Below are 17,822 nucleotides of genomic sequence, written 5' to 3'. Positions count from 1 at the left end.
CCATGGACGGCCTGGAGGGCGTGACGGCCCAGCAACTCTCCGACGTGATCGGCGCCATCTACGACTGCGCGCTCGAGCCCGAGCGCTGGCCCGGCGCCTGCCGGTCGGTGGCGGACTTGTGCGCAAGCACGGGCGGCGGCATCTGCGTCCATGACCTCAAGCAAGTGCGCAACGACCAGTTGTTCGTGTTCGGCTACCAGCCCGAATTCCTGGAGAAGTTGGGCAGTGAGTTCGCGCAAAGCCCGATGGCCGCGGCGGACATCGTCTCGAATGTCGGGGACGTCAATTCGCTGGCCAGGGAGCCCCGGCAACTGCTTGAAAGCCGCTTCTACCGCGAAGTCCTGGAGCCGTACGGACTGACCGACATCATCTGGTTTCCAGCCCTTCGCACGGGCGGACGCATGGCCTCGCTGCACGCTTCCCGCAGCAACAAGAAGCCGCACTACCAGCAGCCCGAGGCGCAGCTGTTCAGGCTGCTGTCTCCTCATGTTTGCCGGGCACTGGCGATCTCCGATGCACTCGACATCCGGGCACTTCGATCGGAGATGCTCGAAAAGACGCTTGACGGGCTTTCGGCAGGCGTATTCCTTACGGCGCGCGATGGGCACGTGGTCTATATGAATACCGCAGCCGAGCGACAGGTGAAAGCCGGCCATTCGATCTGCCTAGCCCACAACCGGCTGTCGGCGGTCGAACCCACGGCTCGCGCGGCACTTGCGAAGCACATCGATGCCGCGACGCGCGCGGACAACGCTTCCTCGTGGAACGAACATTCGGTGGCGATTCCCGATGGCGCCGGAACAGGCCGCGGCTACGTCGCCACCCTGCTGCCGATTGAGAACGGCGAGCGCAGCGGCATCCTGGCACCGTTCGCCGCATCGGTCGCCGTGTTCATGCAAGACCCCATCCAGGTCCCGCTCATGCCGGGCGAGGCCTTTGCGCGGCTGCACGGATTAACCGGCGGCGAACTGCGCGTATTACTGGCGCTTTCACAAGGGCTCGGAGGCATGGAATCGGCGGAGATGCTGGGCATCAGCGAGCCGACTGTTCGTACCCATCTTCAGCACATCTTTTCGAAGACCGGCACGACAAGGCAGTCCGATCTCCTGAATCTGCTGCATCGCTCCACGCCGCCGGTTCGAGGCTAGCGACATGAGCGGGCGGGCGCGCGCGGCGACTGGACGCGTTTGATGTCCGGGCCTTGTCATTCAATCCCGGACAAGGCATCGATCAATGGGCAGGAAGCCTCATTGCCATGGGTGTGGCATTGCCGGACAAGACGCTCCAACTCGGCTTGCAACCGCCGCAAATCCCGCAATCGCTTCTCGACAAGATCGAGTTTTTGTTCGGCCAGTGTGCGGGCGGTCCTGCACGAGCCACCATTGCTCTGTCGTAGCAGTACCTGGATTTCATCCAGGGTGAAACCGAGAGACTGGGCCCGGCGGATGAAATAAAGACGCTGCAGGCTCTGTTGCGAATACCGGCGAACGGTCCCAAAGGCACGCTCCGGCACCGGCAGCAACCCGCACCTCTGGTAGTAGCGCACCGTTTCCACCCCGACGCCCGCCGCCTTTGCTAGCTTGCCGATCGTTAGCATGTGCTCCATGGCTTGACTCCGTACCTTGGTACGGAACTAGGCTATGCATAAACCTCACATTGGGAAAGGGCAGTTTGCAATTCGCAGTGCACTTCGGGCGAGGGGGCCACGATGAGCAACATCAAGCTGCAGTCAGTCATCACCTGTCCTGACTGCGGGCATGCCAAAGAAGAAACCATGCCGGTGGACGCCTGCATGTGGCGTTATGTGTGCGAGTACTGCCACACGATGCTCGGACCCAAGGCCGGTGATTGCTGTGTCTTCTGTTCATATGGCACCGAACGGTGTCCACCAATGCAGCAGCGAATATGTCATGCGTGCCCCAATAGGCACCCTTCGCGCTTCCCTTCTCTGGTTGGGGGGGAAATCCCCTAGGGACGGGATTAGAAGTATCCCTCTAAACTCAGTTTTCATTTGTGCGCCGCAGCAACCCGCTTCCGACGCACCCGTTCAACCGGGCTGAGTTGCCTCGCGGTCGGCAGCACCCACTAGCTCACAATGAGGGTCAAAATGAACGACCGCGATACCTTGAGTGCACTGACTGACAAAGTTTCGCAACTACGGGAGCATTTCCCCGGCAGGAAAATCGTGGTGGCGAGAGAAGGCTTTGCCGCTGTCTTTGAACGCTGCGAGATCGGAAAGGACGGAGTGATGATCACTGCAACGCCCATCGAAGCCGGGTCGAGCACGCTCATGATTCCTTGGCACCCGGCGGATTACTATCTCCTCGTCGATGAGGCCCAGGCAACAGAATAAGGGGGAGCAGAAACAGAAACGGCGCCAATGGCGCCGTGGGAAGATTCCCATTTCCGTGGGAAATTCCGCATCACGAATCGGTTAGAAAACCCGTAAGACATTGATGCGGAAGAGAATTTTGGGGTGGCTGATGGGACTCGAACCCACGACGACAGGAATCACAATCCTGGACTCTACCAACTGAGCTACAGCCACCGTAGAGGTCATCAGCGAAGCGCTGGTCGACGAAAAACAAGATTATACAAACTAGTTTTCGTTATGGCTAGTATCCCGCACAAAATTTTTTCGAGGCCCGGCATCGTCACCTGCGAGGCGACCATTTCGCCTCCAGCAGCACCGCCTGCTTGATCGCTTCGATGGTTTCGGCCTCGGTGTCGTACTGCCCCAGGAGCCGGCGCGATTTTCCATTGAGCGCGTCTTCCTGGAGCGCCTTGCCCGCTGCCTCGGTCGTGCCTGGGCGCCAGCAATAGCGGGCCGTCCATTTGCCGTCCTGCAACTGCTCGGCCACCCAAACCAACCGGAAGTCCTCGAACACGACCCCGAACGACGTCTGGTCATCCACCACAGCCACCTCATTCCAGCGATTGAATTGACAAAAACACGGCTTCGCTTCCATGTCGCCGCCGATCGTATCACGGTCACCCGCACAATGAGACGCGGCCTTGCCCACCCCGCGCCGGACATCTGATTCGAGCGTAGATATGCTCTCCGCAGGCCCTACTGATGCAGGGTTCAATGGCTGCTCCGGCGCAAGGATACTTTTACGCGAGGGACATTGACCCCCCTCGACCTTCCCACCGGGCGGCCTCTCGGAGAGCCGCCTGCTTTTTTTGGATTGAACAGCTTCCTGCCGCGGAACCCAGGAGCCCAGTTATCTGCCAAACACTGCGGTGTGTATTAGCTTTGTGGAGGTGGTAGTGAAACAGATATCCGGGATGGCGATGACAGCGTTGCTGGCGATCATGCTGGCCGCATGCGCTGGCGGCGGGGCAGAGGGTGGCGGCTCAAGTATCACCACCTATGGCACGGTTGATGTCGGCGTCAGCCACACAAGCAAATAGTTGCCGCCGGAGGAACTCTGCCGTCACAGTTGCATCCAACAGCCTGCTCGGTACGAGTGATCCCAAAAAAAAGAGCCCGCAGCGCGGACTCTCAACTTTTGCGATCTCAAATGCCCTGAAGGCCGTTGCACTGTAACTGGCAGCCCCGCCCGGCACCATTCGGGTTAACCGAACGTCGCAGCCGGGCAACTAAAAAAAACAGCCCGCAATGCGGGCTGAATAATCAGTTGAAGAAAGCCCTGTATTCGAGGGCAGGCACAGTGTATGAAAGCGCCTGCCCTCGGCTAATTAGGGGAATCCCTTTCCTGGCGCGGCTTTCCGGGCAGTGACTCGGCACATGTGCGGCACGCGCTACCCGGAGCGCCCTATGCATAGGTTCGGCGTTCGGAATTAGAGTGTTTACTCCACAAGTTTCCTGGCACCGTTTGCAGTAATCGCCTATGCGGCCACGCGCTGGCTTGCCTCCGCGAGGTCGGTGGAATGCAGATGCGAACGCGCCTCGGCGAAGATTGCATCTACGTCGCTACGCGCGCGGGCTGCCGACATCCGCTTGGCGTCGGACAGCACGCGCCGCCAGCCACGGCCGCCCGCGATGCCGCGGTACAAACCCAGCATGTGGCGGGTCACCGCTCCCATGTATCCGCCGCGTTCCACCAGCTCGCCGATATAACGCTGCATGGCAAGCTCCACCTCCAGCCGCGACCGCACCGGCGCATCGGCGTCGCCGTAGAAACGACCATCCATTTCGGCGAGCACATAAGGCTGGTGATAGGCTTCGCGTCCGATCATTACGCCATCGACATGCTCCAGATGGGACGCCATGTCGTCGTAGCTGACGATGCCGCCGTTGATGAGGATTTCCAGATGCGGGAAATCCTTTTTCAACTGGTAAGCGACTTCGTACCTCAGCGGCGGAATTTCGCGGTTCTCCTTCGGGCTCAGGCCTTTCAGGATCGCATTGCGCGCATGCACGATGAAGGTCTCGCAGCCGGCCTGCGCCACCGCGCCGACAAAATCACGGACAAATTCGTAATGCTCGGCATTGTCGATGCCAATGCGGTGCTTGACGGTCACCGGGATCGACACGGCGTCGCGCATCGCCTTCACGCAGTCGGCCACGAGTTGCGGCTCTGCCATGAGGCAGGCACCGAACGCACCCCGTTGCACACGCTCGGACGGGCAGCCGCAATTGAGGTTTACTTCCGCGTATCCCCACTGCTGACCAAGGCGCGCTGCCACGGCAAGGTCGGCCGGCTCGCTACCGCCCAACTGCAAGGCCACAGGATGCTCCGCGGCGTCAAAGTCCAGATGCCGCGGCACGTCGCCATGCAGCAGCGCGCCGGTCGTCACCATCTCCGTATACAGCCAGGTGTGGCGGCTGAGTTGGCGATGGAACATTCGGCAATTGCGATCGGTCCAGTCCATCATCGGTGCAACCGAGATGCGGCGTGGGCTTACTTTCATGGATGAATGACTTGTTGCAGAGCGGAGGTGGCCGGCAAAGCAGCCGCGATACGCGCTCATGTGCCGGCCCAGGCAGTTCTGCGGGCACCGGCATCGGGTCTACGCGGGAAAGGTCAAGAGTATAGGCCACAGCGCGCGTTTGCGCTGCGACCCGCGCCCGCACGGCGATTGCCGCTTCAACGAGGCGCTGCGTTGCGCTCGATCCAGGCGGCGTAGGCCGCGAGGTATTTTTCGAGGAATCCGCGCGTTGAGTCGTTCGAGAGTTCGCCCTGCTCGTTGAACAGCTTGTCCGCCCCGCCGATATACGCTTCCGGCTGCTGCAGCACGGGCACGTTCAGGAACACCAGCGACTGCCGCAGGTGATGATTGGCGCCAAAGCCGCCAATTGCACCGGGCGAGACGCTGATAACACCGCCAGGCTTGCCGTCCCATGCACTGCTGCCGTAGGGGCGCGACCCGACGTCAATGGCATTTTTCAGCGGCGCGGACACCGATCGGTTGTACTCGGGCGTGATGAACAGCACTGCATCGGCACGGCGGATACGGTCGCGAAAAGCGGTCCACTCGGGTGGCGGGCTGGCGTCGAGGTCCTGGTTGTATATCTGCAGGTTGCCGATCTCGACGATCTCCAGCTTCAGCGACTGCGGCGCCAGACCAATCAGCACCTTGGCCAGCTTGCGGTTGAACGACTCCTTGCGCAGGCTTCCCACCAATACAGCGACATCTCGAGCATTGCTCATCACGACTCCTTCAACTGTGTGGTTCGAATGAAGCGGAACAGCCTTGGCCCCATGGATCACATGGCCCGCCTGGCGCCGATCCAGTCTTCACTCTACCCGAGTCCGCAGAGCCGCGCGGCGCACCCACTTTACTTGCCGAGGCTCGCCAGAGGATGATCTTCCGTGCGCCATGGGCTGTCGAAGAACGCCAGCACCTTCTCGCGCCTTACCTCGTCGATGCGCGCATCCTGCCAACGCGGCTGGTGGTCCTTGTCGATGGCCAGCGCACGAATGCCTTCCACGCCGTCGCCGTTGCGGAACACGTAGTGCATCATGTCGAGTTCCATGCGAAGCTCGTCATCCAGTGACATCGTGCGCGCGCGCCGGATCTGCTCCAGCGACACATGAAGCATCAACGGCGAGCGGCTGCGCAGCATCGCGGCCGTGTGAGCGGCCCAGTCGCCCGGCGCATCGCTGATGGCTGCCAGGATGTCGACCATCGTTGCGCCGCTAAAGAGGTGGTCAATCTCCGCCGACAGGCCGGCGAGCTGGCTTTGCGCCGGCACGCAGGCTTCACGATGCTGCTGCGTGAACGTGGCGATGTGGTCAAGCACGGCCTGGCCGTTGTCGAACGTTCGCGCACGCAGGTCGTTCGCCACCTCAGCCAGCACATTGCCCGGCAGATAGGCATCAGCCAGTCCGGCATACAGGGCATCGGCCGCGTGGATCACGGTGCCGGTCAAGCCCAGGTATTCGCCGATGCGGCCCGGCGTGCGCGCCAGGAACCAGCCGCCGCCCACGTCCGGGAACAGCCCGATATTGGTTTCGGGCATGGCCATCTTGGTGCGGTCGGTGACGAGGCGCAGGCGCGCACCTTGCGAAATGCCCATGCCGCCACCCATGACCACGCCATCCATCAGCGCGATATACGGCTTGGCGTAACGGTGAATCAGGAAGTTGAGGGCATATTCCTCGACAAAGAACTGGTCGAGCAGCGGATCGCCCTCATGCGAGGCCTTGTGGAAATAGCGGATGTCGCCGCCTGCGCAGAAAGCCTTGCCGCCGGCCCCTGCCACCACCACGGCTGCGACCTCCGGTGCATCGGCCCATGCCCGCAGTGCCTGGGTCATGGCACGAATCATGTCCAGCGACAGCGCGTTGAGCGCCTGCGGCCGGTTCAGCGTCAGGTAGCCAATGCCACCCTGGACTTCCGTCGTGACGAAGTCAGTCATGTTGCTCTCCTACGCGAATGCAAGCCGCGATTCTACGCCGATCATTCTCGCGGGAACGCCTGCGTGTGCGGCATCCGCACACGCCTTTATGCCGCCATCATGCAAGCCTGAACGTCGACATCAGGGCCATCAGTCGTTGCGCCTGATCCTGCAGCGACGCAGCGGCCGCCGCGGCCTGCTCCACCAGCGCTGCGTTCTGCTGCGTCATGCCATCCATGTGCGAGACCGCCAGGTTCACCTGCTCGATGCCATTGGACTGTTCGTCAGATGCCGCGCTGATGTCACGGATGAGCGCACCCACCCGCCGCACCGCATCGACGATGTCCTGCATGGCGCGGCCTGCGTCATCCACCATCCCAGTACCCTCGCGCACGTTGGCCACCGATTTGCCGATCAGCCCGCGGATCTCCTTGGATGCACCCGCGCAGCGCTGCGCGAGGTCGCGCACGTCGCCGGCCACCACGGCGAAGCCGCGCCCATGTTCTCCGGCACGTGCGGCTTCCACCGCGGCGTTCAGGGCAAGGATATTGGTCTGGAAAGCGATCTTCTCGATCACGTCGATGATGTCGACGATCTTGCCCGAACTCGCGTCGATGGACTGCATCGTATGCACGACCCGCGCCACCGCTTCGCTGCCACGTTCGGCAAGCGTGGTGGCTTCGTTGGCCAGCGTAGCGGCTTCGCGCGCACTGTCGGCGTTCTGGCGCACCGTACCGGTCAGTTCTTCCATGCTCGACGCGGTTTGCTCCAGTGACGCGGCCTGCTGCTCGGTGCGCTGCGACAAGTCCGCATTGCCACCGGCGATCTGTCGGCTCGCCGCGGCGATCGAATCCGCACCGCCGCTCACCTGGCCAACCATGGCGACAAGACTCGACTGCATGCGCGCCAGCATGCCCAGCATCCGACTGGTTTCGCTGCGTGCCTGCTCATCGGCCATCACGCCATCGTCGCTGCCCTTTCCGCTCAGGTCACCGCCGGCCATGCGTTCGAAGCGCGCAATGGCGAAATCCAGCGGCCTGACGATCGACCGGCGCAGGCGCCATGCCACCACCGTGCTGAACGCCAGCCCCGCAACGAGTACCACCGCTGACCCGGCCAGAAGCATGCTGTAGCGCTGCTGCGATGCCTCATAGACCCGCCGCGCACCGACGACCTGCGCACGATTGAGATCGGCACTGGCTGCGGTGAAGGCAATGTCGAGCTTCGGGATGGTTTCGAGCACGGCGGTCATCATCGCCTCGCGATCTCCCGCGTTCAACGCCGCAATCATCGGCGCGACCCCCTGCGAAAACAGCGCATCGCGCTTGGCCGTCACGTCCTGCGTCATGCTCGCTTCCTCTGACGCGCGCGGCAATGCGAGGTAGGCCTTCCATGCAGCCTCCGAACTCTTCGCAAAGCCCTGCGCGGTCTCGGCGCGCGCTCGCGCGTCGGCGGGATCCTTGGCAAGGGTCGCCTGGTCCAGCAGCACGCGCACGAGCAGCTGGTTGGAACGGGCATCGGCCAGATGCATGGCCGCGATCAACTGATGCTCGTAGATCTCGCGCGTGGCGTCATTGCTGCGCGACATGCCGATCATGCCTACTGCGCCGACGATGAGCAGCAGGATATTTGTGACGACAACCAGGAACCACAATCTGGCCCCGATAGTAGTGTTGCGAAACATGGGCTCTCCGAAGTAAAGGGACGGCCCAGCCGGCCGTCCTGCTGGTCTACGGCGCGGCAAATCGTTCCTTGACCCTTGCGCGATGACACACAGAACTGACTTTCTTGTCGTCATTCGGCCCACGTGATTCCCAACCTGGAGGAAGCCTCCCGCGCAACTCCGCGAGGCCAGCACATAAGGTCGCGTCTAGAGATCCCATCAAAAAAAACCGCGCCCTGAGGCGCGGTTTTTTCAGCACGGCAGCGCTTATGCGCCTTCGCGGGAAGCACGCTTGCGCTCGTGCTCCTTCAGGTGGCGCTTGCGCAGGCGGATGCTCTTCGGCGTCAGCTCGACCAGTTCGTCGTCGGCGATGAATTCAACCGCATACTCGAGCGACATCTGGATCGGCGGCACCAGGCGCACGGCTTCGTCGGTACCCGATGCACGCACGTTGGTCAGCTGCTTGCCCTTGATCGGGTTCACGACCAAGTCGTTGTCGCGGCTGTGGATGCCGATGATCATGCCTTCGTACAGCGCGTCGCCCGGCTTGACGAACATGCGGCCGCGATCCTGCAACTTCCACAGCGCGTAGGCCACGGCATCGCCGTCGTCCTGCGAGATCAGCACGCCGTTGTGGCGCTCGCCCAGGCCGCCTTCGCGCACCGGCGCATAGTCGTCGAAGATGTGGCTGATCAGGCCGGTGCCGCGCGTCAGCGTCAGGAACTCGCCCTGGAAGCCGATCAGGCCACGGGCCGGAATGCGGTATTCGAGGCGGGTACGGCCCTTGCCGTCGGAAGCCATATCGAGCAGTTCGCCCTTGCGGCGGCCCAACTCTTCCATCACGCCGCCCTGGTGGCTGTCTTCGACGTCCACGGTCAGCAGTTCGTACGGCTCGTTCTTGACGCCGTCGATTTCCTTGAACACCACGCGCGGACGCGACACGGCCAGCTCGTAGCCTTCGCGGCGCATGTTTTCCAGCAGGATGGTCAGGTGCAGTTCACCACGGCCCGACACTTCGAAGATGGTGTCGTCGCCGGTATCGGCCACGCGCAGCGCCACGTTCGACTTCAGTTCGCGATCCAGGCGCTCACGCAGCTGGCGGCTGGTCACGAACTTGCCTTCACGGCCGGCCAGCGGCGAGGTGTTGACGCAGAAGTTCATGGTCAGCGTCGGCTCGTCGACCTTCAGCATCGGCAGCGCGTCCTGGGCGTCCGGCGCGCACACCGTGCAGCCGATACCCAGCTCTTCGATACCGTTGATCAGCACGATGTCGCCGGCTTCGGCTTCGGCCACGATCTCGCGCTCCAGGCCCTGGAACTTCAGCACCTGGTTGATACGGCCCTTGATCGGGTTGCCTTCGGGGCCGAACTTGACCACCACGTCCTGCAGCGGCCGGGCGCGGCCACGCGAAATGCGGCCCACGCCGATCTTGCCGACGTAGCTGGAGTAGTCCAGCGAGATGATCTGCAGCTGCAGGGGACCGTCGCGATCGTCGTCACGCACCGGCACCTTGTCCAGCACGGTTTCGAACAGCGGCTTCATGTCGCCGTCGCGAACGTCTTCGGTCAGGCCGGCAAAGCCGTTCAGGCCCGAGGCGTAGATCACCGGGAAGTCGAGCTGCTCGTCGGTGGCGCCCAGCTTGTCGAACAGGTCGAAGGTCTGGTTGATGACCCAGTCCGGACGTGCGCCCGGGCGGTCGATCTTGTTGACCACCACGATCGGCTTCAGGCCCAGCGCCAGTGCCTTGCGGGTCACGAAGCGGGTCTGCGGCATCGGACCTTCGACGGCGTCCACCAGCAGCAGCACGCCGTCAACCATCGACAGCACGCGCTCCACTTCGCCGCCGAAGTCGGCGTGTCCCGGGGTATCGACGATGTTGATGTGGGTGCCGTTGTACTCGACAGCACAGTTTTTCGCGAGAATCGTGATCCCGCGTTCCTTTTCCAGGTCGTTCGAGTCCATCACCCGCTCGGCAACCTGCTGGTTGTCACGGAAGGTGCCTGCCTGGCGCAGGAGTTGGTCGACCAGAGTGGTCTTGCCATGATCGACGTGGGCGATGATGGCGATATTACGGATGGCGCGGGTCATTGCAGCTCGCTGTGCAGAAATCTGAAGTAACCCAACATTATAGCATGCTGCAGCGCGGCACGCCTTGCTTCAAACCTGCCCACACTGTGTGTTTATTATTTCCAAAACAGAAATGACGAATTTCCATCCTTGCGGATAGTTGAACACACACATATATTTGTCACAGCAAAGATTGCAGAGGCAAATGATGTTACCGGACTCGTCCGCCACTTCTACCAGCGATTTGTTTGACCCGGAGCGCTACGTCATGTGCGAAAGCGTGGGTTATCTGATGTCCCGCGCCAGGAACACGCTCGCCCACAGCATCGAGCAAGAGGTGAGCAATCTGGACATCACGCATGCGCAGGCCAGTTGCCTGACCATGATTTCTTCCGGGCGCGCCAGCACGGTCACTGATCTGGGCCGCGAACTCAGCACCGACATGGGCTCGATTACGCGCCTGCTGAGTCGCATGGAAAAGCGCGGGCTGATCGAGCGCACGCGCCGCGACGACGATCGCCGTGTGATCGACTTGACGCTGACGCCGGCGGGCCATGCTCTCGCCGCACAACTTCCCGCCATCTTTTGCAAGGTCATGGCCAGCCATTTCCGCGGTTTTTCGACGGAAGAAGTCGAAACGCTGCGCAGCATGCTGCGCCGGGTGATCTGCAACAACTCCGGCTAGCGCACCGGCACGTTTTCCGCTTGCGCCACCCATATCGAACCGAACCGATATCGATCCAGATTTCCAGCACGGCCTTTGCAGTCCGGTGCATCAACCATGAACCAAGCGCTCTCAAACTTTCTTTATAGCCCGTCGCACGCACGCGCCCTGGGCCGCCGCGCCGGCACGCTGGCCTTGACGGTCGTGGCCGCAGCCGTGCTCGCCGGCTGCGCCGCCTTTGGCAATTCCCACAGTACGCAGACCATGACGGAAGCCAGCGCCCTGGCTACCGATCAGACCCTGCCGGCCGAACATGGCCAATGGCCCGGCATCGACTGGATCGATCAGTTCCAGGACCCGCAATTGCATTCGCTCGTCGATGAAGCCGTCAAGGACAACCCGAACCTGCAGGTCGCCTTTGCGCGCGTGGAAGCGTCGCGCGCCATGGCTGACGTGACCCGCAGCGCGCTCTACCCGACGGTCGGCTTCGGCGCCGACATCACACGCCAGATCTTTTCCGAGACCGACCTGTTCGCCGGCACGCCGCTGGCGGGGCGCTGGTGGAACCAGTCCCACCTGCAGGCCAACCTGTCGTATGAATTCGATTTCTGGGGCAAGAACCGCTCGGCACTCGAAGCCGCGCTCTCGGACGACCACGCCATGGAGGCCGAAAGCCAGGCCTCCCGTTTGATCCTGACCACGTCGGTCGCCAGGGCTTACGCCCGCCTGGCCGCGCTCTATGCGCAACGCGACGTGGCCGAACGCGCCATCACGCAACGGCAGGACCTCACTTCGCTGTCGCAGCAGCGCCTGGCCGCGGGCCTCGACACCCAGGTGGAAACCACCCAGGCACGCGGCACGGTGGCCGCCGCGCGCACCGACCTGCAGCGCATCGACGAAGATATCGCGCTGTCGCGCAACCAGATCGCCGCGCTGCTGGGCAAGGGCCCGGACCGCGGGCTGTCGATCCAGAAGCCGGTCCTGCTCGCGCAGGCCACGCCAAAGGTGCCGGACGACCTGACCATCGGGCTACTGGGCCGCCGCCCTGACCTGGTGGCCGCGCGCTGGCGCGTGGAAGCCAGCGGCAAGGAGATCAAGGTCGCCAAGGCGGAGTTTCTGCCCAATATCACGCTGACCGGCTTTGCCGGCCTGGCGTCGCTGCGCCCGGAAGACCTGTTCATGGGCATCAGCCGCACCATGGGTTTCGGCCCCGCGCTGCACCTGCCGATCTTCGAGGGCGGCAAGCTGCGCGCCAACCTGAAGGGCAAGTACGCGCGCTACGACATTGCCGTCGCAAGTTACAACCAGACCCTCGTCGACGCGCTCAAGGAAACCGCCGACACGATGACGAGCATCCGCAGCGTGGACAACCAGATCAGGACGCAGCGCGAAGCGCTGGACCTGGCCGAACACGCCTACTCGCTCGCCACGATGCGCTACAAGGCTGGCCTCGGCACGCAACTGACCGTGCTGAACGCCGAGAGCAATGTGCTGCAGCAGCGCCGCCTGGCGACCGACCTGCAGGCCCGCCGGCTGGACCTGCAGATGGCCCTCATGAAAGCCCTCGGCGGCGGCTACGAAGAACCGCAGGAAGGCGGCGAAGGCCATGCCCCCGCCGCTGCAGCAACGAACCAGACAACCAGCCAGACCGGCGCACGCGGCTGATACGCGCGCCCGTCATCGCAGAACAGATTCACGAGAGACCAACATGAGCGACAACCAGCAAGCCGGCCACTCCAATACTCCGGCGGCATCCGTCAACAACAATGGCAAGCGCAAGCGCCTGCTGCTTTCCCTGACCGCGGCCATCGTGGTCGCAGGCGTCGGCTATGGCGTGTACTGGGGCCTCTATGCGCGGCACTTTGAAAGCACCGACGATGCCTACGTCGCGGGCAACGTCGTCCAGGTGACGCCGCTCGTAGGCGGCACGGTGGTGTCCATCGCCGCCGACGACACGCAGCTCGTCACGGCCGGCCAGCCGTTGATCCAGCTGGACCGCGCCGATACGCAAGTGGCGCTGGAACAGGCCGAGGCCCAACTGGCCCAGGCGGTGCGCGAAGTGCGCACGCTCTACGTCAACAACGGTTCCCTTGCGGCCAATGTGGCGCTGCGCGAGGCCGACGTCGCCAAGGCGCGCGATGACCTGCGCCGCCGCCAGGCCATCGCGGGCTCGGGCGCGGTGTCGAGCGAAGAAATCTCCCACGCGCAGGCCGCGCTGCAAGGCGCGCAGTCGTCCCTGCTTGCGGCACGCGAGCAACTCGCCTCGAACAAGGTGCTGACCGACCAGACCACCGTCGACAAGCACCCGAGCGTGCAGCGCGCCGCAGCCAATGTGCGCTCGGCTTACCTGTCGTACGCACGCTCGGCATTGCCCGCTCCTGTGACCGGTTATGTGGCCAAGCGCTCGGTGCAAGTTGGCCAGCGCGTGGCCGCCGGTGCGCCGCTGATGGCCATCGTGCCGCTGGACCAGGTCTGGGTCGACGCCAACTTCAAGGAAGTGCAGATCACGCATATGCGCATCGGCCAGCCCGTGACGCTTGAAGCCGACGTCTATGGCTCGAAGGTCAAGTACAGCGGCAAGGTGGAAGGATTCTCGGCCGGCACCGGCTCCGCCTTCTCGCTGCTGCCGGCGCAGAACGCCACCGGCAACTGGATCAAGGTGGTGCAGCGCCTGCCGGTGCGCATTGCGCTTGACCCGCAGCAACTGAAGGACCACCCGCTGCGCGTCGGCCTGTCGATGAACGTGACGGTCGATGTGCGCAAGGAAGAAGGCGCCGCCATGGTCAGCACCACCGCGGCCAAGCCGATGCAGACCGACGTCTATGACAAGGTCGCGCAGGACGCCGACCAGCTGATCGCGCGCATCATCGCCGTGAACAACGGCGGCCGTGCACCCGCCCCTGCCGATGCCGTACCGGCCAAGGGCGCACCGGTGCGCAACCTCCCGGCCGACGACGCAGCGGCCAGCGCCGCCGTGGCGCGGCCCTCGAACCGCGGCTGATCATGGCGGACGCACTGACCGTGGGCGAACGTGCCGGCGCCGCGCCAAAGCCGCCGGCACGGCCGGCGCATACGCAGCCGCTTAGCGGCGGCAAGCTGGTGGTCGGCACCATCGCGCTGTCGCTGGCCACGTTCATGAACGTGCTCGATTCGTCGATCGCCAACGTATCGATTCCGGCCATCTCGGGCGACCTCGGCGTGGCGCCGAACCAGGGCACATGGGTCATCACGTCGTTCGCGGTGGCCAACGCCATTTCCGTGCCGCTGACGGGCTGGCTCACCACGCGCTTCGGCGCGGTGCGCCTGTTCATCACGTCGATCCTGCTGTTCGTACTGTCGTCCTGGCTGTGCGGCGTGGCGCCCAACCTGGAAACGCTGCTGGCCGCGCGTGTGCTGCAGGGGGCGGTGGCCGGGCCGATGATCCCGCTGTCGCAGTCGCTGCTGCTGTCGAGCTACCCGCCGCAGAAGAGCACCATGGCGCTTGCGCTGTGGGGCATGACCACGCTGGTGGCGCCCATCATGGGCCCGCTGCTCGGTGGCTGGATCTCGGACAACATGACATGGCCGTGGATCTTCTACATCAACGTGCCTGTGGGCCTGCTCACCGCCTACGCCACGTGGACGATCTACAAGGACCGCGAAACCCCGACCAAGACGCTGCCGATCGACCGCATCGGGCTGTCGCTGCTTGTGATATGGGTAGGCTCGATGCAGCTGATGCTCGACAAGGGCAAGGAGCTCGACTGGTTCCATTCGCCCGAGATCGTGGTGCTCACGCTGGTGGCGGTGCTCGGCTTCCTGTTCTTCCTGGTTTGGGAGATGTACGAAAAGCATCCGATCGTCGACATCACGCTATTCAAGGGCCGGAACTTCAGTTCTGGCGTGGTGGCGATCTCGGTGGCGTATGGATTGTTCTTCGGCAACCTGGTGATCTTGCCGCTGTGGCTGCAAACCATCGTGGGCTACACGGCCACGGATGCGGGCATCGTGATGGCGCCAGTGGGCATCTTCGCGATCCTGCTGTCGCCGCTGATCGGGCGGAACCTGCCGAGGATGGATGCCCGCTGGGTCGCCACGGCCGCATTCGTCACGTTCGGCATCGTGAGCCTGATGCGCGCGGGCTTCACCACGCAGGTGGACACCCGCACGCTGATGATCCCCACGCTGATCCAGGGCGCGGCCATGGCGATGTTCTTCATCCCGCTGACGTCGATCATCCTGTCAGGCCAGCCGCCCGACAGGATCCCGGCCGCATCGGGTCTGTCGAACTTCGTGCGGATCACGTTCGGCGGCATCGGCGCGTCGATTTCCACCACCGTGTGGGAAAACCGCACCGCCCTGCACCACGCGCAGCTGGTGGAGAAGGTCAATCCCTACAATCCGGCCTACTCCGACCAGCTTCATCACCTGATGCAGATGGGCATGAGCCAGGCCCAGGCGGTAGGCGTGATGGAACGCAACATCAGCCAGCAGGCGGCGATGCTTGGCGCCAATGACATCTTCTGGATCTCGGGCGTCCTGTTCTTCGTGCTGATCGGCTTTGTCTGGCTTACCAAGCCGGCCAAGGGCGGCGCCGGGGCTGATGCAGCAGCCGGCGCACATTAGCGGCAACTGTCACCGGCAGTACGCCCATGCAAATAGGCCACGCGCCCCGGTCAGGTCCGGAAGCGCGTGGCCTTTTTCCTTGGGACCTGCCCCGCCCCGGGCCGGCCGCTGCTTATTGCTAACTTGCCCCGGCCTGCCCGGCCTCAAGGCGGGCCCGGACTGCGGCGATATGCTCGCCCGCCACGTCCACGGCATCCTCCAGGGCACTTTCGGTACACCCCAGCTCACGGCACCAGTACTGCACCTCAATCGGGTCCATCAGATTGATGCGGCCCGGATCCAGGGGCCGGAACCGGCTGATCTCATCGCTCATGCTGCCTCCTGTTGCCTCTGGCCTTCACACGGCTCTTGCATTGTAGGCGAACGATCGGCCGCCGCCGCCGATCTGCCCGCTTGAATTCGCGCTCCAATCGGACTACCATTTCCGAACCGTTTTACGGAACCATGGTTCCATAAAACGGAACCTAAAAATTGGAGAGCGCTGCGGTGAGCATTCTGGAAGGCGTGGAAAGCGTGCTTGGCATGTTTGGCGAAGGCCACCACGAGATCAGTTTCAACGACGTCATGGATGAGCTCGGACTGGCCAAGAGTTCGGCCTCGCGGCTGCTCGCGCAGATGGTCCGCTACCGGCTGCTGGACCTGCAGCCCGCCACGCGGCGCTATCGGCCCGGCGTGCTGCTGATCCGCGCGGCCCAGGCCGCCACGCAGGCGCATCCGGTCGACGAACAATGCCGCGAAATACTGGCTACGTTGTCCGACTCGACAGGGTTCACCGCCTACCTGTCGATGCTCGACGGTACGGACACCGTCGTGCTGCAGCGCCTGAACGGGAGCAACCCGGTGCAGGTACTGTCACCGCAAGGCGCGCGCCGCCCTGCCTTCACCACCGCAATGGGCCGCGTGCTCCTGTCTCGCCTGACGGAAGCGGAGTTCCACGCAAGATATGGTGTCGCGGCCGATACCGGCCTGCCACAAGCGCCTGCCGGCTGCCCCGCTACGGTCGGCGAGTTGCGGGAACGCGTGGCTACGGCGCTCCACGAGCGCAGCGCCGTAGCCATCAACGAAGGGATGCCTGGCATTGGCGCCGTGGCCACCACGCTGGCCGACCCGGTCTCCGGCGACGTACGCGGCCTGTGCCTGTCGTTCACCGCCATGCAGGTCAGCCAGGCGCAGGCCGCGGCATTGCGCGACACACTCGTACGCGCCGTGGCGTCGGTCGGGCAGCGCATCGGCGATCCGCTCTGGCAGGCCGCCGGCGCCACCACCACGCGATAACGCATTCCGCATTCGAAAGCCATGGACCTTCTCCTCCTCAGCAACTCCAGCAGCGACGCCGGTTATCTGGTGCACGCGCGCGAGGCCATTGCCGAACTCGCTGCGGGCCGCAAGACCGCTTGTTTCGTGCCGTTCGCCGGCGTGACGCGCGACTGGGATACCTATGAAACGCTGGTCGGCGACGCCTTGTCGCCCCTAGGCATCGACGTGCAGTCGCTGCATCGCGCCACCGACGCCGAAGCGGCGCGCCACGCCATCGACACCGCGCAGCTGATCGTGGTCGGCGGCGGCAATACCTTCCGGCTGCTGCAATGCCTGCGCGAGCGCGGCCTGCTTGCTCCCATTGCCGCGAGGGTTCGCTCGGGCGGCGCATGCTATGTCGGCTGGAGCGCCGGTGCCAATCTTGCCTGCCCCACGATCTGCACGACCAACGACATGCCGGTCGCCAATCCGGGCGGACTCGATGCGCTCGGACTGGTGCCATTCCAGATCAACCCGCACTACTTCAACATGGTGCTGCCGGGATTTCGCGGGGAAACGCGCGACCAGCGGCTGGCCGAGTTCACCACGCTGCATCCCGAGATGCCCGTACTCGGCCTGCCGGAAGGCAACTGGATCCGCGTGCGCGGCGCGCGCATGGACCTCGGCGGAGCACATAGGTCGCGCTGGTTCCTTGGCACCCGGATCCGAGACGTGCAGCCTGGCCAGTTGTCACTGCCGCTCTGAAACCCCTTACGCAA

18 protein-coding genes and 1 tRNA gene are annotated in these 17,822 nt (G+C 63.7%); 10 read left to right on the top strand and 9 right to left on the bottom strand.

The window, feature by feature from the left end; translation table 11 throughout:
• Window positions 1-2: 2 nt before the first annotated feature.
• Entirely contained in the window at window positions 3-1,148 is a 1,146-nt protein-coding gene (locus tag AC3FKH_RS20435) for a helix-turn-helix transcriptional regulator (RefSeq protein WP_488677624.1), read from the top strand.
• Between the two features lie 56 nt (window positions 1,149-1,204).
• Here AC3FKH_RS20435 and AC3FKH_RS20430 read toward each other — a convergent pair whose 3' ends face one another.
• Window positions 1,205-1,606: a MerR family transcriptional regulator gene (locus tag AC3FKH_RS20430; protein ID WP_488677623.1), complete on the bottom strand. Its 402-nt coding sequence runs from the start codon at window positions 1,604-1,606 to the stop codon at window positions 1,205-1,207.
• Window positions 1,607-1,708: 102 nt separating this feature from the next.
• On the opposite strand from AC3FKH_RS20430, the gene AC3FKH_RS20425 reads away from it, so the two are divergent.
• Window positions 1,709-1,972 (top strand): GDCCVxC domain-containing (seleno)protein, encoded by a 264-nt coding sequence (locus tag AC3FKH_RS20425; protein WP_488677622.1) that lies wholly within the window; start codon window positions 1,709-1,711, stop codon window positions 1,970-1,972.
• A 135-nt stretch (window positions 1,973-2,107) separates the two neighbouring features.
• The gene (locus tag AC3FKH_RS20420; RefSeq protein WP_488677620.1) at window positions 2,108-2,353 is read left to right on the top strand and encodes a hypothetical protein; all 246 of its coding nucleotides are present in this window, start codon (window positions 2,108-2,110) and stop codon (window positions 2,351-2,353) included.
• A 119-nt stretch (window positions 2,354-2,472) separates the two neighbouring features.
• Here AC3FKH_RS20420 and AC3FKH_RS20415 read toward each other — a convergent pair.
• Window positions 2,473-2,548: transfer RNA gene (locus AC3FKH_RS20415), tRNA-His, on the bottom strand.
• A 106-nt stretch (window positions 2,549-2,654) separates the two neighbouring features.
• Entirely contained in the window at window positions 2,655-2,969 is a 315-nt protein-coding gene (locus tag AC3FKH_RS20410) for a hypothetical protein (protein ID WP_488677619.1), read from the bottom strand.
• A 301-nt stretch (window positions 2,970-3,270) separates the two neighbouring features.
• On the opposite strand from AC3FKH_RS20410, the gene AC3FKH_RS20405 reads away from it, so the two are divergent.
• Window positions 3,271-3,414 (top strand): hypothetical protein, encoded by a 144-nt coding sequence (locus AC3FKH_RS20405; protein ID WP_488677618.1) that lies wholly within the window; start codon window positions 3,271-3,273, stop codon window positions 3,412-3,414.
• Window positions 3,415-3,852: 438 nt separating this feature from the next.
• Here the strand turns inward: AC3FKH_RS20405 and dusA are convergent, their stop codons facing one another.
• From dusA to typA, 5 genes are all read right to left on the bottom strand, one after another.
• Window positions 3,853-4,878 carry a tRNA dihydrouridine(20/20a) synthase DusA gene (gene dusA, locus AC3FKH_RS20400; RefSeq protein ID WP_488677739.1) on the bottom strand — a complete coding sequence of 342 codons (1,026 nt, stop codon included), beginning with the start codon at window positions 4,876-4,878 and terminating at the stop codon, window positions 3,853-3,855.
• A 176-nt stretch (window positions 4,879-5,054) separates the two neighbouring features.
• Complete coding sequence (locus AC3FKH_RS20395; protein ID WP_488677617.1) at window positions 5,055-5,618, bottom strand: NADPH-dependent FMN reductase; 564 nt, start codon at window positions 5,616-5,618, stop codon at window positions 5,055-5,057.
• Window positions 5,619-5,746: 128 nt separating this feature from the next.
• Entirely contained in the window at window positions 5,747-6,829 is a 1,083-nt protein-coding gene (locus AC3FKH_RS20390; protein WP_488677616.1) for an enoyl-CoA hydratase/isomerase family protein, read from the bottom strand.
• A 97-nt stretch (window positions 6,830-6,926) separates the two neighbouring features.
• Window positions 6,927-8,492: a methyl-accepting chemotaxis protein gene (locus AC3FKH_RS20385; RefSeq protein WP_488677614.1), complete on the bottom strand. Its 1,566-nt coding sequence runs from the start codon at window positions 8,490-8,492 to the stop codon at window positions 6,927-6,929.
• Between the two features lie 246 nt (window positions 8,493-8,738).
• Entirely contained in the window at window positions 8,739-10,559 is a 1,821-nt protein-coding gene (gene typA, locus AC3FKH_RS20380) for a translational GTPase TypA (protein WP_488677613.1), read from the bottom strand.
• A 187-nt stretch (window positions 10,560-10,746) separates the two neighbouring features.
• Here typA and AC3FKH_RS20375 point away from each other — a divergent pair, with 187 nt between their 5' ends.
• The 4 genes from AC3FKH_RS20375 (at window position 10,747) to AC3FKH_RS20360 (ending at window position 15,807) form a co-directional block, all read left to right on the top strand.
• Window positions 10,747-11,223 carry a MarR family winged helix-turn-helix transcriptional regulator gene (locus AC3FKH_RS20375; RefSeq protein ID WP_488677612.1) on the top strand — a complete coding sequence of 159 codons (477 nt, stop codon included), beginning with the start codon at window positions 10,747-10,749 and terminating at the stop codon, window positions 11,221-11,223.
• A 96-nt stretch (window positions 11,224-11,319) separates the two neighbouring features.
• On the top strand, window positions 11,320-12,867 hold the full coding sequence (locus tag AC3FKH_RS20370) for an AdeC/AdeK/OprM family multidrug efflux complex outer membrane factor (RefSeq protein WP_488677610.1): 1,548 nt from the start codon (window positions 11,320-11,322) through the stop codon (window positions 12,865-12,867).
• A 43-nt stretch (window positions 12,868-12,910) separates the two neighbouring features.
• On the top strand, window positions 12,911-14,203 hold the full coding sequence (locus tag AC3FKH_RS20365) for an EmrA/EmrK family multidrug efflux transporter periplasmic adaptor subunit (RefSeq protein WP_483708395.1): 1,293 nt from the start codon (window positions 12,911-12,913) through the stop codon (window positions 14,201-14,203).
• A 2-nt stretch (window positions 14,204-14,205) separates the two neighbouring features.
• Window positions 14,206-15,807 (top strand): DHA2 family efflux MFS transporter permease subunit, encoded by a 1,602-nt coding sequence (locus AC3FKH_RS20360; RefSeq protein ID WP_488677608.1) that lies wholly within the window; start codon window positions 14,206-14,208, stop codon window positions 15,805-15,807.
• 118 nt (window positions 15,808-15,925) lie between these two features.
• On the opposite strand, the gene AC3FKH_RS20355 is transcribed toward AC3FKH_RS20360, so the two are convergent.
• Window positions 15,926-16,120, bottom strand: coding sequence for a DUF3606 domain-containing protein (locus tag AC3FKH_RS20355; protein WP_488677607.1), 195 nt, complete (start codon window positions 16,118-16,120; stop codon window positions 15,926-15,928).
• Between the two features lie 173 nt (window positions 16,121-16,293).
• Here AC3FKH_RS20355 and AC3FKH_RS20350 point away from each other — a divergent pair, with 173 nt between their 5' ends.
• Together AC3FKH_RS20350 and pepE are read left to right on the top strand one after the other, a co-directional pair.
• On the top strand, window positions 16,294-17,082 hold the full coding sequence (locus AC3FKH_RS20350) for an IclR family transcriptional regulator (RefSeq protein ID WP_488677606.1): 789 nt from the start codon (window positions 16,294-16,296) through the stop codon (window positions 17,080-17,082).
• A gap of 21 nt (window positions 17,083-17,103) precedes the next feature.
• Window positions 17,104-17,808 carry a dipeptidase PepE gene (pepE, locus tag AC3FKH_RS20345; protein WP_488677604.1) on the top strand — a complete coding sequence of 235 codons (705 nt, stop codon included), beginning with the start codon at window positions 17,104-17,106 and terminating at the stop codon, window positions 17,806-17,808.
• Window positions 17,809-17,822: the final 14 nt, after the last annotated feature.

Source organism: Cupriavidus sp. 21MJTG02-4 (assembly GCF_057798975.1).
The sequence above is the reverse complement of the archived record's forward strand: the minus strand, read 5'-3'. Positions and strand labels throughout refer to the sequence as shown.